This window comes from Burkholderia sp. PvR073, assembly GCF_054055695.1.
The window spans coordinates 339,461-364,573 of record NZ_JBSRXO010000007.1; the positions used below are offsets into that span (position 1 = coordinate 339,461).

Below are 25,113 nucleotides of genomic sequence, written 5' to 3' on the forward strand. Positions count from 1 at the left end.
GCCTCGCATGACGACACCATTTGCAACTATTCGCGACCTGCTGCGCGACGCGGTCACGCGCTTCTCGAAGGCCAAGCTCGCATTCGGCCACGGCTCGGACAACGCGTACGACGAAGCCGCCTACCTCGTGCTGCACACGCTCGACCTGCCGCTCGACACGCTCGAGCCGTTCCTCGATGCGCGCCTGCTGCCCGATGAAATCGCGGCCGTGCTCGCGGTGATCGAACGACGCGCGACCGAACGCGTGCCGGCCGCGTACCTCACGCATGAAGCGTGGATGCACGGCCACCGCTTCTACGTCGACGAGCGCGTGATCGTGCCGCGCTCGTTCATCGGCGAGCTGCTCGACGACGGGCTGCAGCCGTATGTCGCCGATCCCGAGCAGGTCGGCGCTGTGCTCGAGCTGTGCACCGGCTCCGGCTGCCTCGCGATCCTCGCCGCCAGCGCGTTCCCGAACGCCGAGATCGACGCGGTCGACCTGTCCGACAAGGCACTCGAAGTCGCCCGGATCAACGTGGGCGACTATGGCCTCGACGAGCGCATCACGCTGCATCGCGGCGACCTCTACGCGCCGCTGCCCGCGTTCCGCGCGGAACCCGACGCACGCTACGACGTGATCCTGACGAACCCGCCGTACGTGAACGCGACGTCGATGGCAGCCCTGCCGCCCGAGTACCGGCACGAGCCGGAGATGGCGCTCGCGGGCGGCGAGGACGGAATGGACATCGTGCGGCGAATCATCTCGGAAGCGCACAAGTGGCTGCACGACGACGGCGTGCTCGTCGTCGAGATCGGCAACGAGCGCGAGCACGTCGAAGCCGCGTTCGGCGGCCTCGAACTCACGTGGCTGCCCACCAGCGCGGGCGACGACACGGTGTTCCTGATCCAGGCGTCGGACCTGCCGCGCAAGGCCTGACGGCGCGCCGCGGCTGCAACCGTGCGGTACGGCACACCGCTGTCCCGCACGGTTGGGTAAGATGCGCGTAAGCGGCCGTCGCGCCGCACGACCTCAGGAGTCCGTCACGCGCCCATGACCCTCGACTGGCTACATCTCGGCACCCTGATCCTGGCCGTCCATGTGCTCGGGATCATCGCGGCGTGTCACGCGCTCATGAACACGCGCACGTCGCAAGGTGCGATCGCGTGGGCCGTGTCGCTCGCCGCGATGCCGTACCTGACGCTCATCCCCTACCTGTTCCTCGGTCGCAGCAAGTTCTCCGGCTACGTCGACGCGCGGCGCCACGAGATGGAAGCGTTGCGCACGCACACGCCGCGCGTGCCGTGGCTCGATGCGGACGCAACCAACGGGCCGGCGGCCGATGCGATCGGCCGGGCTGCCGTGCTCGCGCTCACGCGGCTCGGCGGGATGCCGTTCGTCGGCGGCAACTCGGTGCGCACGCTCGTCAACGGCGATGCGACCTTCTCGGCGATCCTGTCGGCGATCGACTCGGCGCGCGATTACGTGTTCGTCCAGTTCTTCATCGTGCGCGTCGACGCGCTCGGCCTGATGCTGCGCGACGCACTGCTCGCACGCGCGGCAGCCGGCGTGCGCTGCTACCTGCTGTACGACAGCATCGGCAGCTTCGACCTGCCGCACAGCTACGTCGACACGCTGCGCCGCGGCGGCGTCGAGGTCCACCCGTTCGCGACCCACCGCAAGTTCGTCAACCGCTTCCAGCTCAACTTCCGCAACCATCGCAAGATCGTCGTCGTCGACGGCAATCGCGCGTTCGTCGGCGGACACAACGTTGGCGTCGAATATCTCGGCGCGAACCGGCGCCTGTCGCCGTGGCGCGACACCCATATCGAAATCCGCGGCCCGGTGGTCGCCAGCATTCAGTACGTGTTCGCCGAAGACTGGCACTGGGCCACGCAGACGCTTCCGCCGCTCGCCGCGCCGCCGGAGGCGCTGCCCGGCGACGCGATGCATTGCCTGGCCGTGCCGATGGGCCCGGCCGACAAGCAGGAAACCGGCTCGCTGTTCTTCGTCGGCGCGATCAACGCCGCGCACGAACGGGTGTGGATCACGACACCGTATCTCATACCCGACGAAGCGGTGATCGCCGCGCTGAAGCTCGCGGTGATGCGCGGCGTCGACGTGCGCATCCTGATCCCGAGCCGGCGCGACCACTACGTCGTGTTCGAGGCGTCGAAGCTCTATGCACGCGATCTCGTCGACGCAGGCGTCAAGGTGTTCCGCTACCGGCCCGGCTTCCTGCACCAGAAAGTCGTGCTGATCGACCGCATCGCGGCCGCGGTCGGCAGCGCGAATCTCGACAACCGCTCGTTCCGGCTGAACTTCGAAATCATGGTGCTGACCGTCGATCGCGCGTTCGCCGACGAAGTCGAGGCCATGCTCGACGCCGATTTCGCGCAGGCCTACGAGGTCGATGCGAACGAGTATCGGCACTCGCCCGCGTGGCGGCGCATCGCCATGCACGTCGCGCGCCTGTTCGCACCCATCCTGTAGCGCCCGTAGCGCTCGCGCGAGCGCCGGCCTGGCGCCGCCCGGATGGCAGCACCGCTTTCGCACCGTCCGGCCCGGCATGGCGGTCACGGCCCGTTCGGCCCGGCCAGCCCGCTCGCCGCGTCACGGCGTTACAGCAGCTTGTCGATATCCGCGGCGATTTCCTCGGGCTTCGTCGACGGCGCATAGCGCTTGACGATCCGCCCGTCGCGGTCGACCAGGAATTTCGTGAAATTCCACTTGATCGCCTTCAAGCCGAGAATGCCGGGCGCCTCGTCGGTCAGATAGCGGTACAGCGGATGCGCATGGTCGCCCTTCACGTCGACCTTCGCGAACATCGGGAACGTGACGCCGTAGTTGCGCTCGCAGAACGCGCCGATCTGCGTGGCGTCGCCCGGCTCCTGCTTGCCGAACTGGTTGCACGGAAAGCCGAGCACGAAGAAGCCGCGCGCCGCGTACTGGTCGTACAGTTTCTGCAGGCCCGCATACTGCGGCGTGAAACCGCACTCGCTCGCGGTATTGACGATCAGCAGCACCTTGCCGCGATACGCATCGAGCGACGCCGGCTCACCGGCGAGCGTCTCCGCGCTGAACGAATACAGGGTGGACATCGGGCACTCCTTTTATGAGACCGGAACGACGTGGAGTCTAGGCGAAATCGCGCCGTTGCGGCACCCGCCGTTCGGCCGATATCCGGAGCGACGCGCGCGCAGTCTAGAATAGCGGTTTTGGTCAGTCATTCCCGCCGTGATCCGTTTCAATCAGTTCAGCCTTGCTCGAGGCACCAAACCGCTGTTCGAGTCGGCCTCGTTCGTGCTCAATCCCGGTGAAAAGGCCGGCCTGATCGGCGCGAACGGCGCCGGCAAATCGACGCTGTTCTCGGTCCTGCGCGGCGAGCTGCATTCCGACGCCGGCGATTTTTCGATGCCGCCGTCGTGGCGGATCGCCCACGTGTCGCAGGAAACGCCCGCGGTCGACCGCTCGGCGCTCGACTACACGCTCGACGGCGACACCGCGCTGCGCGAGATCGAAGCGCGCATCGCCGCCGCGTCGGCCGCGCATGACGGCGCGGCCGAAGCCGACGCGCACGCGGCGTTCGCCGACGCCGACGGCTATACCGCACCGGCGCGCGCCGAAGCGCTGCTGCTCGGCCTCGGCTTCACGCTCGCGCAGACGCGCGAGTCGGTCGCCAGCTTCTCCGGCGGCTGGCGCATGCGCCTGAACCTCGCGCAGGCGCTGATGTGCCGCTCCGATCTGCTGCTGCTCGACGAACCGACCAACCACCTCGACCTCGACGCGATCGTCTGGCTCGAGGACTGGCTGCACCGCTACGCCGGCACGCTCGTCGTGATCTCGCACGACCGCGAATTCCTCGACTCGATCTGCAACGTCACGCTGCACCTGGAAAATCGCCAGGTGAAGCGCTACGGCGGCAACTACTCACAATTCGAAGTGCTGCGTGCGCAGCAGCTTGCGCTGCAGCAAAACGCATACGAAAAGCAGCAGAAGACGATCGAGCACCTGCAGAGCTTCGTCGACCGCTTCAAGGCCAAGGCGACCAAGGCCAAGCAGGCGCAGAGCCGGATGAAGGCGCTCGAGAAGATGGAACTGATCGCGCCCGCGCACATCGCGTCGCCGTTCACGTTCGAGTTCCGCACGCCCGACGCCGCGCCGAACCCGATGATGGTGATGGAAGATGTCCGCTGCGGCTACCACGCGGGCGACGGCACGGACATCCCGATCGTCGAACGCGTGGCGCTGTCGATCCAGAACGGCCAGCGCATCGGCCTGCTCGGCGCGAACGGCCAGGGGAAGTCGACGCTGATCAAGACGCTGGCCGGCACACTCGCACCGCTGTCGGGCCACGTGCGCGACGGCAAAGGCCTGACGATCGGCTATTTCGCGCAGCACCAGCTCGAAACGCTGCGCGAGGACGATTCGCCGCTCGCGCATCTCGCACGGCTCGCGCCCGACACGCGCGAGCAGGAACTGCGCGACTTTCTCGGCGGCTTCAATTTCTCCGGCGACATGGCGACGAGCCCGGTCGGCCCGTTCTCCGGCGGCGAGAAAGCGCGGCTCGCGCTTGCGCTGATCATCTGGCAGAAGCCGAACCTGCTGCTGCTCGACGAGCCGACCAACCACCTCGACCTCGAAACGCGTCACGCACTGACGATGGCGCTCGCGCAGTTCGAAGGCACGCTGATCCTCGTCTCGCACGACCGCCACCTGCTGCGCGCGACCACCGACCAGTTCATGCTCGTCGCGAAGCACCGCCTGCAGCCGTTCGACGGCGACCTCGACGATTACCGCGACTGGCTGCTGCAGCACGCGGCCGAGCAGCGCGCGGCCACGAAGGCCGACAGCGCGGCGGCGACGGGCGCCGATACGGGTGTCAACCGCAAGGACCAGAAGCGCCAGGCGGCCGAGGAGCGCCAGCGCCTGTCGCAGCTGAAAAGGCCGCTGCAGAACCGCGTCACGAAGCTCGAAAAGGAAATGGAAGCGCTGCATGCGGAGAAGGCACGCCTCGACACGTTCGTCGCCGATCCGGCGAGCTACGAGGCCGCGCGCAAGACGGAGCTGACCGAAGCGATCCGCAAGCTCGGCGAGGTCAATACGCGGCTCGAAACGGTCGAGGCCGACTGGCTCGCCGTGCAGGAAGAGCTCGAGCAGATCGGCTGAACGCGGCCCGGGGGCCATCGGCCGGTCGCTTGATCGCTGGCGCGGCATCCACGGTGGCGTCAATAACCGACGAACCGGGCCGGCTGCATCCGGCCCGCAAACGACAAGGCCGGGCGCCCTGGCCCGGCCTCTTCATTGCAGGTACGACTGTCGTTGTCGGGTCGGCCGTACGCCACCCGCTCAACGCCGCGGCAACGTATCGCGCGGCAGTTGCTCGTCATCGCCCATCAGGTGACGCCGCCCTTCGGGCGGCCGGCGGATCGCCGCGGCGACTTCCGCTTCCGTCACGTCCTCGGACACGACCCGGCGTGCCAGGCGCCCTTCGTCGTCGATCCACTCGACGATCCGGCATCCGCCGCCCCACGGGTGAACGATGGGCTCCGACACGCGGCAGCCGCGCAGGTTGTAAAGGCGTCCGCTGGCCGCATCCCCATACTGTTTCAACATAGGTTCCCTTCCATTGCGCGGTTCGACAATCCGGCAAAGGATAGGGAAAAGCGATGTCCGGCGGGTTACAGAAGCCTACATATTCTTTACAACGAATTACGCGACAGATCGTGGCCGGCCGCCACAGGCAAGTGCCGGCCACGCGCGGTCATTCGAGATCGCGCACGCGGTCGATCGCCTGCTCGATCCGCTCGACGGCCATCACGTTCAGCCCTTCGATCGGCTGCTTCGGCGCATTCGCCTTCGGGATCAGCGCGGCCGTGAAGCCGAGCTTCGCGGCCTCGCGCAGCCGTTCCTGGCCCCGCGGGGACGGCCGGATCTCGCCCGCCAGCCCCACCTCGCCGAATACGATCAGTCCCTTCGGCAGCGCCTTGTTGCGCATCGACGAATGGATTGCAAGCAGCACTGCGACGTCAGCGGCCGGTTCGGTGATCTTCACGCCGCCCACCGCGTTCAGGAACACGTCCTGGTCGAAACACGCGATGCCCGCGTGCCGGTGCAGCACCGCGAGCAGCATCGCGAGCCGGTTCTGCTCGAGGCCGACCGCGAGCCGGCGCGGGTTCGGCACGTGCGCCGTATCGACGAGCGCCTGGACTTCGACGAGCAGCGGGCGCGTGCCCTCCTGCGTGACGAGCACGCAGGAACCCGGCACGACCTGCTCGTGCTGCGACAGGAACAGCGCGGACGGGTTCGCGACGCCGCGCAGCCCGCGCTCGGTCATCGCGAACACGCCGAGCTCGTTGACCGCGCCGAAGCGGTTCTTGAACGCGCGCACGAGCCGGAACGACGAATGGGTGTCGCCCTCGAAGTACAGCACCGTGTCGACGATGTGCTCGAGCACGCGCGGGCCGGCGAGGTTGCCCTCCTTCGTCACGTGCCCGACCATGATGATCGCGGTGCCGGACTGCTTCGCGATGCGCGTGAGCTGCGCCGCGCATTCGCGCACCTGCGCGACCGAGCCGGGCGCCGACGTCAGCGCTTCGGAATAGACGGTCTGGATCGAGTCGATGACGGCGACGTCCGGGCGTTCCGCGTCGATCGCGGCCTGGATCTTCTCGAGCTGGATCTCGGCGAGCAGCTTCAGCTCGGCCGCCGGCGCGCCGCCGTCGAGCAGCGCGAGCCGTTGCGCGCGCAACGCGATCTGCGCGGCCGATTCCTCACCGCTGATATAGAGCGCGCGCCGCTCGTTCGCGATGTCCGCGAGCGACTGCAGCAGCAGCGTCGACTTGCCGATACCCGGATCGCCGCCGATCAGCACGACGCCTCCCGGGACCAGCCCGCCACCCAGCACGCGATCGAATTCGCCGATGCCGGTGGAGAAGCGCGGCACGTCGGCCGCCTCGATGTCGGCGAGCCGCTGCACCGGCGCCCGCTTCGCGAGCGACTGGAAGCGATGGGCGGACGGCGACTCGGCGACCGATTCGACGAGGGTGTTCCAGGCTTGGCACGACGGGCATTGCCCCTGCCACTTCGGGGTTTGTCCGCCGCACTCGCTGCAGACATAGACGGTTTTCTGTTTCGCCACGCGTGCCGTCCTTATTCCGCGCGCACCGGTACGCGGCCGGCGACCGCGCACATCAGTTCATAGCCGATGGTCCCGCAATGGCGCGCGACATCGTCGATCGGCAGCGCGTTGCCCCACAGCTCGACCCGCGCGCCAACCCCTGCCTGCGGGCACGGGGTGAGGTCGACGGTGATCATGTCCATCGACACGCGGCCGACGATCCGCGTGCGGATGCCGTCGACGATCACCGGCGTGCCTTCCGGCGCGACGCGCGGATAGCCGTCCGCGTAGCCGCACGCGACGACGCCGATGCGCATCTGGGCCGGCGCGGAGAACGTCGAGCCATAGCCGATCGCCTGCCCCTTCGCGATCGTCTGCACCGCGATCAGCTCGGACGCGAGCGTCATCGCGGGCTTCAGCCCGGTGTCGGCGATGTCGGCCGACAGTCCCGACGGCGACGCGCCGTACAGGATGATCCCCGGCCGCACCCAGTCGAAGTGCGTATCCGGATGCCACAGCACGGCCGCCGAATTCGCGAGGCTGCGCGCGCCGGCGATGTTTTCCGCGCCGCGCTCGAACGTCGCGAGTTGCTCGGCAACGCCGCGCTCGTTGTCGGCGTCCGAAAAATGGGTCATCAACGTGATCTGGCCGATCCCGGGGCACGCACGGGCGCGCTCCCACGCGGCGCGGTATTTCTCCGGCACGTAGCCGAGCCGGTTCATTCCGCTGTTCATCTTGAGCTGCACGTTGACGGGCTTCGACAGCCGCGCCGTCTCCAGCATCCGCATCTGCTCGTCGTTGTGGACGGTGGTCGTCAGGCTGTAGCGGTCGATCACGTCGATGTCGGTCGAGCGGAAGAACCCCTCGAGCAGCAGGATCGGGCCGGCCCACCCAAGCTCGCGCAGCTTCACGGCCTCGTCGAGGTCGAGCAGGCCGAAGCCGTCGGTGCCGCGCAGGCCGGGAAACACGCGCGCGAGACCGTGGCCGTACGCGTTGGCCTTGACGACCGTCCAGACCTTGGACGGGCCGGCAAATCGGCGGACGACGGAGAGATTGTTCGCGAGAGCGGCGGTATGGATGGTGGCGGAGATCGGGCGCGGCATGGGAAATTTACGTAAAGACGCTTGCGAATCATCAGCTTACCGCGCCTTTTGAGCACCGAAGCCGACAATTTGCGGAACGATCGGGGAATCTTGCTAGTCCGAATTGCCGTATTTTCGTGTTATAAAGCCGTGCGCACAACCCATTTCGAACGGAATAAGCCGATCGCATACCAGGCGGCCTACGCGGCCCTGCCGCAGCGACGAAAGCATCGCATCAGATGAAAAAAGGTTTTTACACCATCATGGCCGCGCAGTTTTTCTCGTCGTTGGCCGACAATGCGCTTCTCATCGCCGCCATCGCCCTGCTGAAAGACCTTCACGCCCCCAACTGGATGACACCGCTGCTCAAGCTGTTCTTCGTGTTGTCCTATGTGGTGCTGGCGGCTTATGTTGGTGCGTTCGCCGATTCGCGTCCGAAGGGGCGCGTGATGTTCATCACCAACTCGATCAAGGTGGTCGGCTGCCTGATCATGCTGTTCGGCGCCCACCCGCTGATCGCGTACGGGATCGTCGGGTTCGGCGCCGCGGCCTACTCGCCCGCGAAATACGGCATCCTGACCGAGCTGCTACCGGCCGACCGGCTCGTCGCCGCGAACGGCTGGATCGAAGGCACGACCGTCAGTTCGATCATTCTCGGCACCGTGCTCGGCGGCGCGCTGATCAGCCCGCACATCGCGTCGCACGTGATCGCGCACACGCCCGCCTGGATCAGCACGCCCGCCGAAGCGGCGATGGCGATCATCATGGCGATCTACGTGATCGCCGCGATGTTCAACCTGCGGATCCCCGATACCGGCGCGCGCTACCCGAAGCAGGAGCGCGGCCCGGTCAAGCTCCTCACCGATTTCGCCGACTGTTTCATGGTGCTCTGGCGCGACAAGCTCGGCCAGATCTCGCTCGCGGTCACGACGCTGTTCTGGGGCGCGGGCGCGACGCTGCAGTTCATCGTGCTGAAGTGGGCTGAAGTCTCGCTCAACATGTCGCTGTCCGAAGGCGCGCTGCTGCAGGCCGTGGTCGCGGTGGGCGTCGCGGGCGGCGCGATCGCCGCCGCCGCGCGCATCCCGCTGAAGAAGTCGCTCTCCGTTCTGCCCGTCGGCATCATCATGGGCATCGCGGTCATGCTGATGGCGTTCTACACGCGCGACCTGTTCCCCGCGCACTGGGCCGTGCACTTCGGCCACCTGCGCCTGCCGGTGTACCTGATCGTCGCGTACATCTTCCTGATCGGCGTCGGCGCGCTGTCCGGCTATTTCGTGGTTCCGATGAACGCGCTGCTGCAGCATCGCGGCCACGTGCTGCTGTCGGCCGGCCACTCGATCGCGGTGCAGAACTTCAACGAGAACCTGTCGGTGCTCGTGATGCTGTGCCTGTATGCGGTGCTGGTCTGGCTCGACGTGCCGGTCGGCGTCGTGATCGTGCTGTTCGGCACGTTCGTCTGCCTGACGATGTGGCTCGTGATGCGCCGCCACCAGGCGAACCAGCGCCAGTTCGACTCGGTCGCGCTGATCGGCGAATCGCGGCACTGACGCTACACTTTCCGTTTCCGTCCGTCGGCGCCGGTCTTCGCACCGGCGCCTTGCCATCATGACGCACCCGATACCCAACGTCCTGACGATCGCCGGCTCCGACTCGGGCGGCGGCGCTGGCATCCAGGCCGACCTCAAGACCTTCTCCGCGCTCGGCGTGTACGGCGCGAGCGTGATCACCGCACTGACCGCGCAGAATACGCGCGGCGTGAGCGGCGTGCACGCGCCGGACGCGGCGTTCGTGACCGCGCAGCTCGACGCGGTGTTCGACGACATCCGCATCGACGCGGTCAAGATCGGCATGCTCGCGAACGCGGCGATCGTGCAGGCGGTGGCCGACGCGCTGCGGCGTTACGCGCCGCGCTTCGTCGTGCTCGACACGGTGATGATTTCGAAGAGTTCGCACGCGCTGCTCGCACCCGACGCGGTTGACGCGTTGCGCGACGTGCTGCTGCCGCTCGCGACCGTCGTCACGCCGAACCTGCCCGAAGCGGCCGCCCTGCTCGGCGACACGCCGGCGACGACCGAAGACGAGATGGTCCGGCAGGGCCAGGCGCTGCTGCAGTCCGGCGCGAACGCCGTGCTGATGAAAGGCGGCCACCTGCCCGATGCGGCCGCGAGCCCCGACTGGCTCGTCGATGCGGCGCATGCCGTGCGGCTCGGCGGCACGCGCGTACCGGTCAGCAACACGCACGGCACGGGCTGCACGTTGTCGTCGGCGATCGCCGCGCTGCTGCCGCAGCGGCCGGATCTCGAGAGTGCGGTACGCGACGCGAAGGTCTACCTGACCGGCGCGATCGCCGCGAGCGGCCGGCTCGACGTCGGCCACGGTGTCGGCCCGGTCCATCACTTCCATCGCTGGTGGTAAGCACCGGCTGACGCGGCGTCAGTCGTCCTGCGCGGCGAACGCCTGCGCGCGCGCCGGCCAGTCGTCCGGCACGATGAAGCCGCGCGCCGTCTCCCGCCACACACCGTCGCCGTCCTGTCGATGAACGCCGATCAGCGCGGGCGCCTGGCGCGCCGTCAATACGGATGGCAGCGCAAGCGAATTCGCCAGCGGTTCGGGCGCGGCATCGGCCGCCGCCCGCCGCGGCGCGAGCCAAGCCAGCCGCGCCAGCACGTTCCACGCCGCACCGTCGGGTTGCGCGGCCGCCCAGGCCGGCCACTGCGCGTGCGTCAGCCAGAAGCCGCGCGGATGATCGGCCGCGATTTCCGCGCAGACCGGCGGCAGCGGCACACCGTGCGGATAGAACAGCCAGCCCTTGATGAACATCTGCGCATCGGACGGCGCGCCGTAGCCGAGCAGCGCAAACCCGTGGCGATCGCTCAACCGCAACTGATGCTCGAGCAGCCGGCTGCGCTTGCGGTCGAGGCGGTCGACGAGATTCGGACCGACGAAATCCGCGAGCGATGCGTCGCCCTCCACCGGCGCGCACAGGTAGCACTTCACGGCGAGCTCCCAGTGCAGGCGCTGCCCGCCCGGCGCATCGACGAGGAAATCGACCTCGCCAAGCGTCTTGCCGTTGCTGCGCAGCGGCAGATTGGCGGCGACGAGCCGCAGCGACGGCCCGTGCGTGAGGAAATATTCGAGCAGGCATTCGGCATAGCGTCCGAGCCGCACCGGCCGCAGCCCGTCGAGCGCGCGGTGCAGCGGCTCGGGCGCGGCGTCGAGCGCGACGAGCCACGCTTCGACGGCCACCCGTTCGGGCGCATCCGACCACGGATGCGCGAGCGGCGCGCCGGGCGCCGCGGTGAGCAGGCTCGGGCTCGCGAGGAGCCAGCCCAGATCGCGGACCGCGGCATCGCACAGCGTATCGACGAACGCGAACGCCGCGCCGTGCGTCATTGTCCGACCGGCCCGGTCGCGTCGGCGTCCCCCGCCTGCTGGAACGTATCGCGCGCAAGGCATAAGTCGGCCCACGCCTTCGACTTGTCCTGCAGGCTGCGCAGCAGGTACGCCGGGTGGTAGGTGACGATCACCGGCACGCCTTCGTACGTATGCACGCGGCCGCGCAGCGACGCGATGCTCGCGTCCGTCTTCAGCAGCGTCTGCGCGGCGAAGCGGCCGAGCGCGACGATCAGCTTCGGCTTCACGAGCGCGACCTGGCGCTGCAGGTACGGCTCGCAGCGCGCGACCTCGTCGGGTTCGGGGTTGCGATTGCCGGGCGGCCGGCACTTGATCACATTCGCGATGTAGACGTTCTCGCCGCGTTTGAGCGCCAGCGACTGCAGCATGTTGTCGAGCAGCTTGCCGGCCTGGCCGACGAACGGCTCGCCCTGCTTGTCCTCGTTCTCGCCCGGCGCTTCGCCGATCAGCATCCAGTCCGCTTCACGATCGCCGACACCGAACACGGTATTGGTGCGCTTCTCGCACAGGCGGCAACTCGTGCAGTCGGCGACGCGCGCGGCGAGCGTATCCCAGTCGAGCATCGCCACCGGCGTTGCGGCAGGGCGCGATTCGTCCGGCGGCAGCGGATCGCCGGGCGGCGCCGCGTCGAACCACGCGAAATCGTCTTCGGTGGCCGGCGGCATGTCGTCCGCGACGGCGGCCGGCGCGGGCTCGACGGACGCACGATCGTCGTCGATCGCGGCCCGCTCGGACGTAACCGTACCCGCGTCGCCGCTCGGCGCCGCATTGCGAGCCGCGCCGCCCACCGGCGGCGTATCGTCACGCGGAACCACACGCGCAGGCGGCTGCGTGTCATGCGGCTGCTGCGCCGCCGGCCGCGGCTTGGCCGCGTCGGTTACGCCGGTTGCGGCCGCAACGGCGGACGCGTCGTCCGCCGCGCCGGATACCGCAGCCGGCGTTTCGCCCGCTTCAGCGCTTTCCGCGCGCTGCCCGCGCCGCACCCAGATTTGCGCGAGACCCATTTCCTCGAGCGCTGCTTCAGCCCACGCCATGCGTGTCCCCTTCGTCCTTGTTCAGCGTCAGACGCATCACGATCGCGTCCTCCCGGCCGCGATGCCGCGCCGGATAGTAGTTCTTGCGCCGGCCGATCGTCAGGAAGCCGAAGCGCTCGTACAGATGGATCGCGCGCAGATTCGACGGCCGCACCTCGAGCAGCACGCCGTCGAGCCGCTCCGCGCGCGAGACGCGCACCGCTTCGCGCAGCAGCGCGAGGCCCGCGCCCGAGTGCTGGGCGGCCGGGGCGACGCACAGGTTCAGCAGGTGCATCTCGTCGATCACCGGCATCAGCACGCAATAGCCGACGAGCGCGCCCGTCACGTGCCGCAGGCACACGCCGAAATAGCCGTTGCGCAGCGAATCCTCGAAGTTGCCGCGGCTCCACGGGAATTCGTACGCGACCTGCTCGATCGCGACGACCTCGTCGAGATCGGTGTCGGTCATCGGCGACAAATAGCGGTCGCTCAGCAGTACACCCGTCATCCTTTCGCTCCGCCCGTCTGCGCGGCGCGCGCCGCGATGCGCTCGGCGGTGGTCTGCGCGACCTTGTCGCGCACGTATTCCGGCGCAGCCTGATCGGCCGGCACCGTACGGCCGGCGCGAAACGCCCGCAGCGCGGCATGCGCGACCGCCAGCGCATGCGGCAGCGCATCGCCGTCGATCACGGCTGCCGCGGCGGCAGCCGGCAACTTCGCGCCGAACGCGGCCGCCGCGTTGCCCGCGAGCGTGAACGGCACGTCGGGCACGCCGACGGCGCCCGGCGCATCGAGCGACGCCGGATGCAGCGTGCGCCAGTCGCCCGCCAGGTCGTCCCACGCGAAATCGGCCCAGTACGCTTCGTCCATCCGCGCATCGAGCGCGGCCAGCACACGCGTCGTGCCGGGCGCGCGCAGCCGCGCGTGCTCGGCGCACGCGAGCAGCGTGCTGACCGGCACGACCGGCAGCCCGCGCCCGAACGCGAGCCCCTGGGTAATGCCGGTCGCGGTACGCAGGCCGGTAAACGAGCCGGGGCCCGCGCCGAACGCGATCGCGTCGCAGTCGGCGAACGAGAGACCCGATTCGGCGAAGAGTTCCTGGATGGCCGGCAGCACGCGCGTGCTCGACACGGCGCCCGTCGGTTCGTGGCGGACCCAGGTTTGCGGGGTGGAAACGGCGTCATCGGCCGGAGCCGAGCGCAGCAGCGCGACCGAGCAGTATTCGGTCGACGTATCGATGGCGAGGAGCACTGTTTGCGTCATGGCCGACATTGTAATGCGGCGCCCCGCTCCCACGGGCGATCGGACCCGATCCAGGTGCGTGCGCCGCGCGGCCGGCGGTTTGGAAGGATCGCTCGACCCCGCGCGGCGCTGCCCTTGTTAAGATCGGCCGACTTGAAACCCTTACGGAGACACACGATGAGCGAACTCACCGCCCAATTCGACCAGGCCCAGGTCGACGTCAAGCAACTGACCGAGCGGCCGGGCAACCTGACGCTGCTGCGCCTGTACGCGCTCTTCAAGCAAGCGACCGACGGCGACGCGCACGGCGACAAGCCGGGCTTCACCGATATCGTCGGCAAGTACAAGTACGACGCGTGGGAAGCGCTGAAAGGCACGTCGCAGGACGCCGCGAAGCAGCAATATGTCGAACTCGTCGAATCGCTGAAGAACGGCACGGCATCCTGACCGGATCGCCCCCAGCGCAATCGGCAATCAAATCAGTGGCGCAGCGCAGCAAATTTCTTTATAATGCGGCCTGCGTCACCCCCGCGCTCGGCTCGAAAGTCGTTCCGGCCAGACGCCTCGTAGCGTTATGCTCCAATCCGGTTTAGAACCTGTCCCCTCCTGCTTCGACCCTCGCGGTCGTCACTCATCAGGCTGGCGGCCCCGCTCCTGAAGCGCGCCGCACCCAAAACAGCTTCTAATGCCTCATCCGCCGACGGTTCGGCGGATTGCACCCCCGTTTCCTGATTTGCTCGCTGAATCCGACGACTTGGGTATGCGCGATTGGCGCCGACGTTTCACCCACTGTGTTTCAAGGATTGTTATGACTTCGAGCATTAACTCCAGCCCGCTCAACGCGATCGCCGACCAGGCGCTCGGTCTCGACGACGCCGCCGTACCGGCCGCGATCGAACCGGCGTCGGACGAGCCGAGCTTCGCGTCGCTCGGGCTGTCGCCGGAGATCGTCTCCGCGCTGGAGGCCGCCGGCTATGTGAAGCCGACGCCGGTCCAACAGCGCGCGATTCCGGCCGGCATCGCCGGCCGTGACCTGCTGGTGTCGAGCCCGACCGGTTCGGGCAAGACGGCCGCCTTCATGCTGCCCGCGATCGAACGTTTCGCGCAGCTTCAGAAGACGCTGGCGCAGCAACCGCGCACGCCGCGCGAACCGAGCCAGGGCGACCGCCGCGTGCGCCGTCCGCAACCCGTCGCGCGCCCGGGCCTGCTCGTGCTGACGCCGACCCGCGAACTCGCGATGCAGGTCACGACGGCCGCATCGACCTACGGCAAGCATCTGAAGCGCCTGCGCACCGTCAGCATCCTCGGCGGCGTCGCCTATGGCCAGCAGCTGATGCTGCTCGCGAAGAACCCGGAAATCCTGGTCGCCACGCCGGGCCGCCTGCTCGATCACCTCGAGCGCGGCCGCATCGACCTGTCCGAACTGAAGATGCTCGTGCTCGACGAAGCCGACCGCATGCTCGACATGGGCTTCATCGATGACATCGAGACGATCGTCGCGGCCACGCCCGCGTCGCGCCAGACGATGCTGTTCTCGGCCACGCTCGACGGCAAGATCGGTTCGCTGACGGGCCGCCTGCTGAAGGACCCCGAGCGCATCGAGATCCAGCAGCGCCTCGAGTCGCGCACGAACATCGCGCAGACCGTGCACTACGTCGACGACCGCGACCACAAGGATCGCCTGCTCGATCACCTGCTGCGCGACGACGCGCTCGACCAGGCGATCATCTTCACGGCGACCAAGATCGACGCCGACCAGCTCGCCGGCCGTCTCGCCGACGCTGGCTTCGAATCGGCCGCACTGCACGGCGACCTGCCGCAGGGCGCGCGTAACCGCACGATCCGTGCGCTGCGCGAGCGCCGTGTGCGCGTGCTGGTCGCGACCGACGTCGCGGCCCGCGGCATCGACATCCCGGGCATCACGCACGTGTTCAACTACGACCTGCCGAAGTTCGCGGAAGACTACGTGCACCGTATCGGCCGTACGGGTCGCGCCGGCCGTTCGGGCACCGCGGTGAGCCTCGTGCACCACGCCGAGCAGGGCGCGCTCAAGCGCATCGAGCGCTTCGTGCGCTCGCCGCTGCCGGTCAACGTGATCGAAGGTTTCGAGCCGCGCAAGGCACCCGCGCGCAACGATCGCGGCACCGGCGGCCGCGCCCGTCCGGGCGGCGGTAACGGCGGTCGTCGTTTCGGCGGCAAGCCGGGCGGCGGCGGTCATGGCGGCAACGGCCGCAGCTACGGCGGCGGCAATGGCGGCGGCTGGAGCGGCAAGCCGAGCGGCAGCCGTGACGGCGGCCCGCGTCGCGACGGCCAGCGCAGCAGCGGCCCGCGTCGCAGCAACTCGGCGTCGTAAGCACGCCCGGGCGGCTCCGGCCGCCCCGCCCATCCGGCAGACCGGCGCACCCGCGTCGGTTTTTTTTCGTCCCGCACCAAATTTCACAATGCGGAAAATTTTTTTGCGTCGTAAAAAATCATGCTGCGCGGCACAACCTCATGATTGCGAGATGGGAAAAATCGTTTCTCATTGCAAAACGTGATTAGTAACCGTTTGATTCATAACGATTAAAAAATTTCGAGCTTCCTGAGATAGCCCCTGTTTCACGTCGACCGGTTTGCCTAGACTCTTATACAAGACTTCGCGAAACGGCACGCATCCCGCTCCGCTTCGAGAACAGCATCATCACCGTCCGATTCGACTCATCAGGCAACGCACCGTATCAAGGAGCTCATCATGTCGCGACAGCAACAGGCGCAGGAACTGCAAAAGCAATGGGAAACCGATCCGCGCTGGAAGGGCATCAAGCGCAGCTACACCGCTGACGACGTGGTTCGCCTGCGCGGCTCGATCGCCGTCGAGCACACGCTGGCCAAGCGCGGCGCGCAAAAGCTGTGGAGCCTCATGAACGAAGAGCCGTTCGTCAACGCGCTCGGCGCGCTGACCGGCAACCAGGCGATGCAGCAGGTGAAGGCCGGTCTCAAGGCGATCTACCTGTCGGGCTGGCAAGTGGCCGGCGACGCGAACGTCGCGGGCGAAATGTACCCGGACCAGTCGCTGTACCCGGCGAACTCGGTGCCGCTCGTCGTCAAGCGCATCAACAACACGCTGACGCGTGCCGACCAGATCCAGTGGTCCGAAGGCAAGAACCCGGGCGACGAAGGTTACGTCGACTTCTTCGCGCCGATCGTCGCGGATGCGGAAGCCGGCTTCGGCGGCGTGCTGAACGCGTTCGAACTGATGAAGGCGATGATCGAGGCAGGCGCATCGGGCGTCCACTTCGAGGACCAGCTTGCGTCGGTGAAGAAGTGCGGCCACATGGGCGGCAAGGTGCTCGTGCCGACGCGCGAGGCCGTCGCGAAGCTGTCGGCGGCGCGTCTCGCCGCTGACGTGATGGGCACGCCGACCGTGCTGGTCGCGCGGACCGACGCGGAAGCAGCGGACCTGATCACGTCCGACATCGACGACAACGACAAGCCGTTCCTGACGGGCGAGCGTACGGTCGAAGGCTTCTTCCGCACGAAGCCGGGCATCGAGCAGGCGATCTCGCGCGGCCTCGCGTATGCGCCGTACGCCGACCTGGTCTGGTGCGAAACGGGCAAGCCGGACCTCGAGTACGCGAAGAAGTTCGCGGAAGCGATCCACAAGCAGTTCCCGGGCAAGATGCTGTCGTACAACTGCTCGCCGTCGTTCAACTGGAAGAAGAACCTCGACGACGCGACGATCGCGAAGTTCCAGAAGGAACTGGGCGCGATGGGCTACAAGTTCCAGTTCATCACGCTGGCCGGCTTCCATGCGCTGAACTACTCGATGTTCAACCTCGCGCACGGCTATGCCCGCACGCAGATGAGCGCGTTCGTCGAACTGCAGCAGGCCGAGTTCGCGGCGGCCGACAAGGGCTTCACGGCCGTCAAGCACCAGCGCGAAGTCGGCACCGGCTACTTCGACGCGGTGACGCAGACGGTCGAGCGCGAGGCATCGACGACCGCGCTGCACGGCTCGACCGAGGACGAACAGTTCTTCGACGGCAAGAAGGTCGCGTAACGCGCGAAAGCGTCACGCCGATGCCCGCCCGTCACGCGACGGTGCGGCATCGGCGGCACAGAACAAAAATCAGGGAGGAGACGGCAGGCGCGCGGTGACCCGCGCGACCCGCCGCGCGGCCTGCGGCCGCCAGCAACGACGCGCGCCGGCTTCGTCCGGCGCGCCCTTTTTCAGCGGCGCTGCCGTGCCGCCGCCCGCGCGGCCACGGACGACGTCGCCGCTACCGATAGACGATCACCGGAATTTTCGTATGGGTCAGCACGCGCTGCGTCTCGCTGCCGATCAGCAGGCTGCCGAGTCCGCGGCGTCCGTGGGACGCCATGAAGATCACGTCGCAGCCGCCGCGTTCGGCCGCCTCGATGATGCCGAGGTACGGCGACGGATGCACGCTCGTCCAGCTGTCGCAGACGACGCCGGCCGCCTTCGCGGCCGCCTGCACCTCGTCGAGGTGCGCGCGCGCCTCGCGCTCGCTGCGCGCCCGGAAATCGGCGGGCGGCTCGATGATCACTTCGGAAAACGGCGAGTACGGATACTGCGGCAGGCACGCGTAGGCCGTGACCTGCGCGCCGACCGCGCGCGCCAGGTCGATCGCGCCGTCGATCGCCTTCTGCGACAGTTCGGAACCGTCGGTTGGAACGAGGATGTGCCGGAACATCGCGCCCTCCTGCGTCAGACGCACCGCGCGCGCCGCGAACCCATGCGAGCCGGCCCCGGCGCGTCGCGCATGCCAGTTTCGATTGTAGTGCGAGAAACCGGGCGGCCGGCGCCGTCAGCGGGTTCGCCCTCATATCGGAAACGCGCGGGGGGGCGCGCCCTACTCGCCCCAATACCCGGGCCGCTCGTAGGTATGTTTCAGGTAATCGAGAAACAGCCGCACGCGCAGCGGCAGGTGGCGGCGCTGCGGAAACACCGCGTGGATACCGATCGGCGGCGCCGCGAACGCATCGAGCACGCTGACAAGGCGGCCGGCCGCGATGTCGTCGCCGACCTCCCACCACGATCGCCACGCCAGGCCGTAGCCGGCGAGGCACCACTCGTGCAGCACCGCGCCGTCCGAGCATTCCATCGTGCCGTTCACGCGGATCGACACGACCTTGTCGTCCTCCTGGAACGCCCAGCCGCGCTGCTGGTTCGCGTTCGCGGCAAGGGCCAGGCAGTTGTGGCGCGCGAGTTCGGCGAGCGTGGCCGGCGTGCCGCGCCGCGCGAGATACGCCGGAGACGCGACGCACACGCGCCGGTTCTCGCCGAGCCTCAGCGACACCAGCGACGAATCGGGCAGCTCGCCGAGCCGCACCGCGCAATCGAAGCCTTCGTTGACGAGGTCGACCATCCGGTCGGACAGGTCGAGCGTGACCGACACGTCCGGATGCGCACCGCTGAACTCGGGTACGAGCGGCGCGACGTGGCGCCGCCCGAAGCCGGCCGGCGCGGAAATGCGCAGGTGGCCGCTCGCCTTCACGCCGCCGGCGGACACGCTCGCCTCCGCATTCTGCATGTCGTTGATGATCCGCTGGCAATCCTCGAGGAAGGCCGACCCCTCGAAGGTCAGCGTGAGCTTGCGCGTCGTACGCACCAGCAGCTTGACGCCGAGCCGCTCCTCGAGTGCGTCGAGGCGGCGGCCGATGATCGCCGGCGCGACGCCTTCGGCGTGCGCGGCCGCCGACAGGCTGCCCTTCGCCGCGACCGCGGCGAACGTTTCGATCTGTTTGAACCGGTCCATGACTCGAAAGGACGGCCATCCCGCCCTGCAAATAGCTTAAGCCGCTCCAGATTAGGTATATGAAAGTAAAAGATCAAGTGATGATTAGCGTCTTTTTTAGTACATGTGATCACGAATAGAATCGACTCGACCTCTGAAACTGGAGCGCAAGGCTATGTCGGCCACAACGACACTCTCCTCTCCCGACGCAATCCTCTTCGACGCATTCGGCACGTTGTTCGACGTGCATGCGGTCGTGGCCGCGGCGGAGCAGATGTTTCCCGGTCACGGGGAGCGGTTGTCGCAGCTGTGGCGACGCAAGCAAATCGAATACTCACAGTTGCGCACGCTCGCCGATCCGGCCGGCGCCCGCTATCGCCCGTTTCGCGACATCACGCTCGACGCGCTGCGGTTCGCCGCGCGCGTGCTCGGCCTCGCGCTGAACAGCGCGGCCGAGAAGCGGCTGATGGACGAATACGCGTGCCTGTCCACCTACCCCGACACGGTGCCCGCGCTGCGCAAGCTGCGCGCGCTCGAACCGCGCCCGCCGCTCGCGATCCTGTCCAACGGCAACCCCGAGATGCTCGACATCGCGATCAAGAGCGCCGGCATGACCGGGATGTTCGATCGCGTGCTGTCGGCCGACACCGTGCGCGCGTACAAGCCGAGTCCGGCCGTCTACGCGCTCGGCACCGCCGCGTTCGGGCCGAACGCGCGCGATATCGTGTTCGTGTCGTCGAACGCCTGGGACGTCGCGGGGGCCGCCTGGTTCGGCTACACGACGTTCTGGCTCAACCGCACGGGCGCGCCCGCCGAGGAACTCGGCGCGCCGCCCGACGGCACCGGCAGCGGCATGGCCGATCTGCTCGCCTTCCTCGCCACCCCGGCTCTGTCCGGCAGACCCGCGAACCGCGCGCGCCCCGGCCCGGGCGCATGACGTTCGCGGCGCTGCCGCCTTCCCCCTTCACCGAAACCGCAACTGACCGACCAAGGAGATGAGACTCATGAGCACCCCGATCACGCTGCCGCAAGGCATGGCGATCACCGGCGAAATCAAGCCGGGTTACGAAGCAATCCTGACGCCTGAAGCGCTCGCACTCGTCGCCGCGCTGCACCGCACGTTCGAGCCGCGCCGCCAGACGCTGCTGCAGGCCCGCGTCGAACGCACCAAGCGCCTCGACGCCGGCGAACGCCCCGATTTCCTGGCCGACACGAAGGCGATCCGCGAAGGCGACTGGAAGGTCGCGCCGCTGCCGGCCGACCTGCAATGCCGCCGTGTCGAGATCACGGGCCCCGTCGAGCGCAAGATGATCATCAACGCGCTGAACTCCGGCGCCGACTCGTACATGACGGACTTCGAGGATTCGAACGCGCCGAGCTGGACGAACCAGATCGACGGCCAGATCAACCTGAAGGACGCGGTGCGCCGCACGATCTCGCTCGAGCAGAACGGCAAGTCGTACCGGCTGAACGACAAGGTCGCGACGCTGATCGTGCGTCCGCGCGGCTGGCACCTCGACGAGAAGCACGTGACGGTCGACGGCCAGCGCGTGTCCGGCGGCATCTTCGATTTCGCGCTGTTCCTGTTCCACAACGCGAAGGAACTGATCGCGCGCGGCTCGGGCCCGTACTTCTACCTGCCGAAGATGGAAAGCCATCTCGAGGCACGCCTGTGGAACGACATCTTCGTCGCGGCACAGGAAGCGGTCGGCGTGCCGCGCGGCACGATCCGCGCGACGGTGCTGATCGAGACGATCCTCGCCGCGTTCGAGATGGACGAGATCCTGTACGAGCTGCGCGAACACAGCTCGGGCCTGAACGCCGGCCGCTGGGACTACATCTTCTCGGCGATCAAGAAGTTCAAGAACGACCGCGACTTCTGCCTGGCCGACCGCGCGAAGATCACGATGACGGTGCCGTTCATGCGCGCGTACGCGCTGCTGCTGCTGAAGACCTGCCACAAGCGCAACGCACCGGCAATCGGCGGGATGAGCGCGCTGATTCCGATCAAGAACGATCCGCAAGCGAACGACAAGGCGATGGGCGGCGTGCGCTCGGACAAGCAGCGCGACGCGACCGACGGCTACGACGGCGGCTGGGTCGCGCACCCGGGCCTCGTGCCGATCGCGATGGAAGAATTCGTCAAGGTGCTCGGCGACAAGCCGAACCAGATCGCAAAGCAGCGCGACGACGTGCAGATCGAAGGCAAGAACCTGCTCGACTTCCAGCCTGAAGCGCCGATCACCGAAGCCGGCCTGCGCAACAACATCAACGTCGGCATCCACTATCTCGGCGCGTGGCTCGACGGCAACGGCTGCGTGCCGATCCACAACCTGATGGAAGACGCGGCCACCGCCGAAATCTCCCGCTCGCAGGTATGGCAGTGGATCCGCTCGCCGAAGGGCGTGCTCGACGACGGCCGCAAGGTCACGGCGGAACTCGTGCGCGAATTCGCGAAGGCCGAGCTCGACAACGTGAAGCGTTCCGTCGGCGGCAATACGCAGCCCTATGAACGTGCCGCGGCGATCTTCGAACAGATGTCGACGTCTGAAGGCTTCACCGAATTCCTGACGCTGCCGCTGTACGAGGAAATCTGACGGCGTGGGCCGGTCCTGCCGGCCCTGGTCGTGCCCACCCTGCCCGCCGCCGGTCGCACCATCCGGCGGCATGAAAAAAGCGCCCACCAGGGCGCTTTTTCTTTGCGACGCCGCGGTTGGCCGCGCGGGCGCTCAGGCGACTTCCCGCTCGCGCCGGTGCTGAACCCAGTCGCCCGACGCGATGCGCGGACGGTCGGCTGCCGCATGCGCGGCGACCGGATAGTAGACGCACGCGTACGTACGGCCGCCGAGCTGGACGGTCACCGGCTCCTGCCGGAACAGCGTGTCGACGCCCGGATAGACGCGCTCGATCTCGTCGAGCACGGGCATCAACTGCTCGTCGATCTCGTAGACGTCACCCCATACGAGCGACTGGCCGCCCGGCCCGGCGATCATGCCCGGGTACGTACCGAAATCGTACAGTTCGCCCGGCAGCGCGGCCGCACCGAGCAGCGTCGGCGCGGCAATCCCGTGCCGCGCGGCCGCATGGCCGATGTCGTTGGCTTCTCCCGCTCTCAACGTGCCGTAGACGAATACGTAGCGCATCGTGGTTCTCCTCTTCGATTCAGGTGTTGCCGTGCCGGGCCGTCGCGGCCGCGCCGCGGGCACCGGCGTCTTCAGAGCGCCGCTCGCGCGACAACGCGGCTGCATCGGTAGACCGCGACCGCGGCCCGATGTTTTTTTGCCCGACGCGTCGTGCAGGCCCAAACTTGCGTGTGGCCGGAATGCGCGCGGCCCCATACAAAGTTCATTTGAACGGTGCATTATCGGCCGAAAAACCGCCGCATGCGCCTGCGCGGCGCCTTCTAAAATAACGGCATCGCCCGCCGCGCCGACCGAGTCGTCCATGAATCCGCCTGCCCAAGCCGACACATCGAACCCCTACGACGTCATCGACATCCCGCCCGAGTTCGCGCCGACCCGCGTCCACCCGATGCGCGTCCGGGCGCGGCAGGTGGATGCCGGCCGCCGGATCCCGCTGCACACGCATGCGTGGGCGCAGCTCGCGTACGCGTCGCGCGGGGTGCTGCGCGTCGCGACGACCGGCACGACGTGGATGGTGCCGCCGTCCCGCGCGATCTGGGTGCCGCCGCACATCACGCACGAAGTCGTGATCGTCGAGGAGGCGTATCTGCGCACGCTGTATATCGACGAGTCGATCGTGCCGGACGGGCTCGATGCATGCCGGGTGGTCGAGGTGACGGGCTTGCTGCGCGAACTGATCGTCGCGCTCGACGCGCGCGACCTGAGCGATGCGCGCGAGCGGCTGCTGTGCGGGCTCGTGCTCGACGAGCTGAGCCGCGCCGAACCGCTGCCGCTCGCGGTGCCGATGCCCGACGAGAAGCGCCTGCGCATGCTGTGCGAGTCGGTGCTCGCGCAGCCGGCGCATGCGGAATCGCTCGAACACTGGGCAAGCGAGGTCGGCGCGAGCACGCGCACGATTTCGCGGCTCTTCAAGCAGGAACTGGGCGTGAGTTTTTCGCAGTGGCGGCAGCAGGCGCTGCTCGCGCGCGCGATCCCGCTGTTGAACCAGGGGCGTCCGCTATCGCATATCGCGCGCGAGCTCGGTTACCAGAGCCAGAGTGCGTTTTCGGCGATGTTCCGGCGCGCGTTCGGCGAAAGCCCGCGCGCGTTCATGCTGCGCGGCTACGAGCACCGCGGCGCGGAAGACGGCAGCGCGACGGACGACGCCCTCGACGACGACGACGCGTTCGGCACTGCCCGCTGACCGTCGCCGCGTCGCACCGCTACTCGCTCAGACCGTACGCACCATGTGGCGGATCGAGCCGAGCTGCGCCAACCTCGGCCCGGTGACGCGGTAGCCCATGCGCTGGTAGAGCCGCGCGGCCGGATTGTCGACGAACACGCGCAACTGCAGTTCGTGCAGCCCACGGGCGCGCGCCCAGCGGAGCGACATGTCGAGCATGTAGGTGCCGGCGCCCTGACCGCGATGACCGGCTGCAATCTGCACGTCGCGAATGTGCAGCGAATCGCCCTCCTCGGTCACGCGCAGCACGCCGATGCGTTCGCCGTCGGCTTCCAGGATGAAGTTTTCGGATTCGCGCCAGCTCGCATAGAACAGGTCGCTGCGCCAGACGAGTCCATGGCGCTTGTAATAGCCGCCCATGTTGCCGTGCGTCAGCGCCTCGGCAAACGGAAAATCGCCAGGCTCCGCGGGCCGGAGCTGATACAGCAGTCGCAGGTCGGTCGGATCGAGCATCGCGCGGGGGTCAAGAACGCATCCCGCCACGATAGCGCAGTCGCAGGCGGATGCAATCGCGAATTTCTCGTAGCGGCGCGCAACCGGTGATGCGTCACGCGCCCGCAAGCGGGCACGAACGGAAACACAAATGAAAAAGCCCGCACGAGGCGGGCTTCTTCATTTTCTGGCGGAGCGGACGGGACTCGAACCCGCGACCCCCGGCGTGACAGGCCGGTATTCTAACCAACTGAACTACCGCTCCAGTGTTGCTTCTTGCCTGGCAGGCGTCGGTTACTTCCTGCCGGCGCATCGTTTGTTCGAACGACGCCGAAATCTGGCGTCCCCTAGGGGATTCGAACCCCTGTACTCACCGTGAAAGGGTGATGTCCTAGGCCTCTAGACGAAGGGGACAACGTACTGCTTACATCTTTAATACAAAAGCCCGTTCAAAACGTTCATTTGAACGGGCTTGGTTCTGGCGGAGCGGACGGGACTCGAACCCGCGACCCCCGGCGTGACAGGCCGGTATTCTAACCAACTGAACTACCGCTCCAGCTTTCTGCACTACCACCTGCAGGACCACGTTCACGTCCTGCAAGCGTTGCGACACTTCTACGAAACGCCGCTGAATCCTGGCGTCCCCTAGGGGATTCGAACCCCTGTACTCACCGTGAAAGGGTGATGTCCTAGGCCTCTAGACGAAGGGGACAACGTACTGCTTACATCT

Annotated in this window: 23 protein-coding genes and 4 tRNA genes; 11 read left to right on the forward strand and 16 right to left on the reverse strand. The window is 67.6% G+C overall.

What is annotated here, in order from left to right; translation table 11 throughout:
- Positions 1-7: 7 nt before the first annotated feature.
- Both prmB and cls read left to right on the forward strand, forming a co-directional pair.
- Positions 8-916, forward strand: coding sequence for a 50S ribosomal protein L3 N(5)-glutamine methyltransferase (prmB, locus tag ACVK00_RS22385; RefSeq protein WP_284889553.1), 909 nt, complete (start codon positions 8-10; stop codon positions 914-916).
- 114 nt (positions 917-1,030) lie between these two features.
- Positions 1,031-2,470, forward strand: coding sequence for a cardiolipin synthase (cls, locus tag ACVK00_RS22390; protein WP_228904696.1), 1,440 nt, complete (start codon positions 1,031-1,033; stop codon positions 2,468-2,470).
- Between the two features lie 128 nt (positions 2,471-2,598).
- On the opposite strand, the gene ACVK00_RS22395 is transcribed toward cls, so the two are convergent.
- Positions 2,599-3,078: a glutathione peroxidase gene (locus ACVK00_RS22395; protein ID WP_166724920.1), complete on the reverse strand. Its 480-nt coding sequence runs from the start codon at positions 3,076-3,078 to the stop codon at positions 2,599-2,601.
- A gap of 136 nt (positions 3,079-3,214) precedes the next feature.
- Here ACVK00_RS22395 and ACVK00_RS22400 point away from each other — a divergent pair, with 136 nt between their 5' ends.
- Positions 3,215-5,146, forward strand: a complete 1,932-nt coding sequence (locus ACVK00_RS22400; RefSeq protein ID WP_284889548.1) for an ATP-binding cassette domain-containing protein — start codon at positions 3,215-3,217, stop codon at positions 5,144-5,146.
- A 180-nt stretch (positions 5,147-5,326) separates the two neighbouring features.
- Here ACVK00_RS22400 and ACVK00_RS22405 read toward each other — a convergent pair whose 3' ends face one another.
- The 3 genes from ACVK00_RS22405 to alr form a co-directional block, all read right to left on the reverse strand.
- Entirely contained in the window at positions 5,327-5,593 is a 267-nt protein-coding gene (locus ACVK00_RS22405) for a DUF2866 domain-containing protein (RefSeq protein ID WP_228904698.1), read from the reverse strand.
- A 148-nt stretch (positions 5,594-5,741) separates the two neighbouring features.
- Positions 5,742-7,118 carry a DNA repair protein RadA gene (gene radA, locus ACVK00_RS22410; protein WP_284889545.1) on the reverse strand — a complete coding sequence of 459 codons (1,377 nt, stop codon included), beginning with the start codon at positions 7,116-7,118 and terminating at the stop codon, positions 5,742-5,744.
- Positions 7,119-7,129: 11 nt separating this feature from the next.
- Positions 7,130-8,200, reverse strand: coding sequence for an alanine racemase (gene alr / locus ACVK00_RS22415; protein ID WP_166724918.1), 1,071 nt, complete (start codon positions 8,198-8,200; stop codon positions 7,130-7,132).
- A gap of 218 nt (positions 8,201-8,418) precedes the next feature.
- On the opposite strand from alr, the gene lplT reads away from it, so the two are divergent.
- Positions 8,419-9,726 (forward strand): lysophospholipid transporter LplT, encoded by a 1,308-nt coding sequence (lplT, locus tag ACVK00_RS22420; RefSeq protein WP_166724917.1) that lies wholly within the window; start codon positions 8,419-8,421, stop codon positions 9,724-9,726.
- A 58-nt stretch (positions 9,727-9,784) separates the two neighbouring features.
- On the forward strand, positions 9,785-10,594 hold the full coding sequence (gene thiD / locus ACVK00_RS22425) for a bifunctional hydroxymethylpyrimidine kinase/phosphomethylpyrimidine kinase (protein ID WP_284889541.1): 810 nt from the start codon (positions 9,785-9,787) through the stop codon (positions 10,592-10,594).
- An 18-nt stretch (positions 10,595-10,612) separates the two neighbouring features.
- Here thiD and ACVK00_RS22430 read toward each other — a convergent pair whose 3' ends face one another.
- From ACVK00_RS22430 to tsaB, 4 genes are read right to left on the reverse strand one after another with little or no spacing between them, the layout of a single operon-like run.
- Positions 10,613-11,572, reverse strand: coding sequence for a DUF1853 family protein (locus ACVK00_RS22430; RefSeq protein WP_284889539.1), 960 nt, complete (start codon positions 11,570-11,572; stop codon positions 10,613-10,615).
- Complete coding sequence (locus ACVK00_RS22435; RefSeq protein ID WP_284889537.1) at positions 11,569-12,627, reverse strand: uracil-DNA glycosylase family protein; 1,059 nt, start codon at positions 12,625-12,627, stop codon at positions 11,569-11,571. Before ACVK00_RS22435 ends, ACVK00_RS22430 begins: the two co-directional genes overlap by 4 nt.
- A complete protein-coding gene (rimI, locus tag ACVK00_RS22440) occupies positions 12,614-13,114 on the reverse strand; it encodes a ribosomal protein S18-alanine N-acetyltransferase (protein WP_228904708.1) in 501 nt (166 codons plus the stop codon). Before rimI ends, ACVK00_RS22435 begins: the two co-directional genes overlap by 14 nt.
- Positions 13,111-13,878: a tRNA (adenosine(37)-N6)-threonylcarbamoyltransferase complex dimerization subunit type 1 TsaB gene (tsaB, locus tag ACVK00_RS22445; protein WP_284889534.1), complete on the reverse strand. Its 768-nt coding sequence runs from the start codon at positions 13,876-13,878 to the stop codon at positions 13,111-13,113. Before tsaB ends, rimI begins: the two co-directional genes overlap by 4 nt.
- Before the next feature lie 147 nt (positions 13,879-14,025).
- Between tsaB and ACVK00_RS22450 the strand changes: the two genes are divergently transcribed.
- The 3 genes from ACVK00_RS22450 (at position 14,026) to aceA (ending at position 17,887) form a co-directional block, all read left to right on the forward strand.
- Positions 14,026-14,295, forward strand: coding sequence for an acyl-CoA-binding protein (locus ACVK00_RS22450; RefSeq protein WP_166726645.1), 270 nt, complete (start codon positions 14,026-14,028; stop codon positions 14,293-14,295).
- 361 nt (positions 14,296-14,656) lie between these two features.
- A complete protein-coding gene (locus ACVK00_RS22455; RefSeq protein WP_228904713.1) occupies positions 14,657-16,201 on the forward strand; it encodes a DEAD/DEAH box helicase in 1,545 nt (514 codons plus the stop codon).
- A gap of 378 nt (positions 16,202-16,579) precedes the next feature.
- On the forward strand, positions 16,580-17,887 hold the full coding sequence (aceA, locus tag ACVK00_RS22460) for an isocitrate lyase (protein WP_006755975.1): 1,308 nt from the start codon (positions 16,580-16,582) through the stop codon (positions 17,885-17,887).
- A gap of 220 nt (positions 17,888-18,107) precedes the next feature.
- Here the strand turns inward: aceA and ACVK00_RS22465 are convergent, their stop codons facing one another.
- Both ACVK00_RS22465 and ACVK00_RS22470 read right to left on the reverse strand, forming a co-directional pair.
- Positions 18,108-18,542 carry a universal stress protein gene (locus ACVK00_RS22465; RefSeq protein ID WP_006755353.1) on the reverse strand — a complete coding sequence of 145 codons (435 nt, stop codon included), beginning with the start codon at positions 18,540-18,542 and terminating at the stop codon, positions 18,108-18,110.
- A gap of 159 nt (positions 18,543-18,701) precedes the next feature.
- Positions 18,702-19,607, reverse strand: a complete 906-nt coding sequence (locus ACVK00_RS22470) for a LysR family transcriptional regulator (protein ID WP_228904715.1) — start codon at positions 19,605-19,607, stop codon at positions 18,702-18,704.
- Between the two features lie 154 nt (positions 19,608-19,761).
- On the opposite strand from ACVK00_RS22470, the gene ACVK00_RS22475 reads away from it, so the two are divergent.
- Positions 19,762-20,523, forward strand: a complete 762-nt coding sequence (locus tag ACVK00_RS22475; RefSeq protein WP_284889519.1) for a haloacid dehalogenase type II — start codon at positions 19,762-19,764, stop codon at positions 20,521-20,523.
- Between the two features lie 67 nt (positions 20,524-20,590).
- Positions 20,591-22,183 (forward strand): malate synthase A, encoded by a 1,593-nt coding sequence (gene aceB, locus ACVK00_RS22480; protein ID WP_228904719.1) that lies wholly within the window; start codon positions 20,591-20,593, stop codon positions 22,181-22,183.
- Between the two features lie 132 nt (positions 22,184-22,315).
- Here the strand turns inward: aceB and ACVK00_RS22485 are convergent, their stop codons facing one another.
- Positions 22,316-22,729: a gamma-glutamylcyclotransferase family protein gene (locus ACVK00_RS22485; protein ID WP_284889516.1), complete on the reverse strand. Its 414-nt coding sequence runs from the start codon at positions 22,727-22,729 to the stop codon at positions 22,316-22,318.
- 301 nt (positions 22,730-23,030) lie between these two features.
- On the opposite strand from ACVK00_RS22485, the gene ACVK00_RS22490 reads away from it, so the two are divergent.
- The gene (locus ACVK00_RS22490) at positions 23,031-23,912 is read left to right on the forward strand and encodes an AraC family transcriptional regulator (RefSeq protein ID WP_228904723.1); all 882 of its coding nucleotides are present in this window, start codon (positions 23,031-23,033) and stop codon (positions 23,910-23,912) included.
- Positions 23,913-23,939: 27 nt separating this feature from the next.
- Here the strand turns inward: ACVK00_RS22490 and ACVK00_RS22495 are convergent, their stop codons facing one another.
- The 5 genes from ACVK00_RS22495 to ACVK00_RS22515 form a co-directional block, all read right to left on the reverse strand.
- Positions 23,940-24,404 (reverse strand): GNAT family N-acetyltransferase, encoded by a 465-nt coding sequence (locus tag ACVK00_RS22495; RefSeq protein WP_006762691.1) that lies wholly within the window; start codon positions 24,402-24,404, stop codon positions 23,940-23,942.
- A 167-nt stretch (positions 24,405-24,571) separates the two neighbouring features.
- Positions 24,572-24,648: transfer RNA gene (locus ACVK00_RS22500), tRNA-Asp, on the reverse strand.
- 73 nt (positions 24,649-24,721) lie between these two features.
- Positions 24,722-24,797, reverse strand: a tRNA-Glu gene (locus ACVK00_RS22505).
- Between the two features lie 65 nt (positions 24,798-24,862).
- A tRNA-Asp gene (locus ACVK00_RS22510) sits at positions 24,863-24,939 on the reverse strand.
- A gap of 80 nt (positions 24,940-25,019) precedes the next feature.
- Positions 25,020-25,095, reverse strand: a tRNA-Glu gene (locus ACVK00_RS22515).
- Positions 25,096-25,113 lie beyond the last annotated feature (18 nt).

Coding starts and splice junctions, on each gene's coding strand:
- ACVK00_RS22435 (WP_284889537.1), bottom strand. CDS start 12,627: ATGGCGTGGGCTGAAGCAGCGCTCGAGGAAATGGGTCTCGCGCAAATC.
- ACVK00_RS22470 (WP_228904715.1), bottom strand. CDS start 19,607: ATGGACCGGTTCAAACAGATCGAAACGTTCGCCGCGGTCGCGGCGAAG.
- ACVK00_RS22465 (WP_006755353.1), bottom strand. CDS start 18,542: ATGTTCCGGCACATCCTCGTTCCAACCGACGGTTCCGAACTGTCGCAG.
- prmB (WP_284889553.1), top strand. CDS start 8: ATGACGACACCATTTGCAACTATTCGCGACCTGCTGCGCGACGCGGTC.
- ACVK00_RS22405 (WP_228904698.1), bottom strand. CDS start 5,593: ATGTTGAAACAGTATGGGGATGCGGCCAGCGGACGCCTTTACAACCTG.
- tsaB (WP_284889534.1), bottom strand. CDS start 13,878: ATGTCGGCCATGACGCAAACAGTGCTCCTCGCCATCGATACGTCGACC.
- ACVK00_RS22395 (WP_166724920.1), bottom strand. CDS start 3,078: ATGTCCACCCTGTATTCGTTCAGCGCGGAGACGCTCGCCGGTGAGCCG.
- thiD (WP_284889541.1), top strand. CDS start 9,785: ATGACGCACCCGATACCCAACGTCCTGACGATCGCCGGCTCCGACTCG.
- rimI (WP_228904708.1), bottom strand. CDS start 13,114: ATGACGGGTGTACTGCTGAGCGACCGCTATTTGTCGCCGATGACCGAC.
- ACVK00_RS22455 (WP_228904713.1), top strand. CDS start 14,657: ATGACTTCGAGCATTAACTCCAGCCCGCTCAACGCGATCGCCGACCAG.
- ACVK00_RS22450 (WP_166726645.1), top strand. CDS start 14,026: ATGAGCGAACTCACCGCCCAATTCGACCAGGCCCAGGTCGACGTCAAG.
- ACVK00_RS22430 (WP_284889539.1), bottom strand. CDS start 11,572: ATGACGCACGGCGCGGCGTTCGCGTTCGTCGATACGCTGTGCGATGCC.
- ACVK00_RS22485 (WP_284889516.1), bottom strand. CDS start 22,729: ATGCGCTACGTATTCGTCTACGGCACGTTGAGAGCGGGAGAAGCCAAC.
- ACVK00_RS22490 (WP_228904723.1), top strand. CDS start 23,031: ATGAATCCGCCTGCCCAAGCCGACACATCGAACCCCTACGACGTCATC.
- aceB (WP_228904719.1), top strand. CDS start 20,591: ATGAGCACCCCGATCACGCTGCCGCAAGGCATGGCGATCACCGGCGAA.
- cls (WP_228904696.1), top strand. CDS start 1,031: ATGACCCTCGACTGGCTACATCTCGGCACCCTGATCCTGGCCGTCCAT.
- lplT (WP_166724917.1), top strand. CDS start 8,419: ATGAAAAAAGGTTTTTACACCATCATGGCCGCGCAGTTTTTCTCGTCG.
- aceA (WP_006755975.1), top strand. CDS start 16,580: ATGTCGCGACAGCAACAGGCGCAGGAACTGCAAAAGCAATGGGAAACC.
- ACVK00_RS22475 (WP_284889519.1), top strand. CDS start 19,762: ATGTCGGCCACAACGACACTCTCCTCTCCCGACGCAATCCTCTTCGAC.
- ACVK00_RS22495 (WP_006762691.1), bottom strand. CDS start 24,404: ATGCTCGATCCGACCGACCTGCGACTGCTGTATCAGCTCCGGCCCGCG.
- alr (WP_166724918.1), bottom strand. CDS start 8,200: ATGCCGCGCCCGATCTCCGCCACCATCCATACCGCCGCTCTCGCGAAC.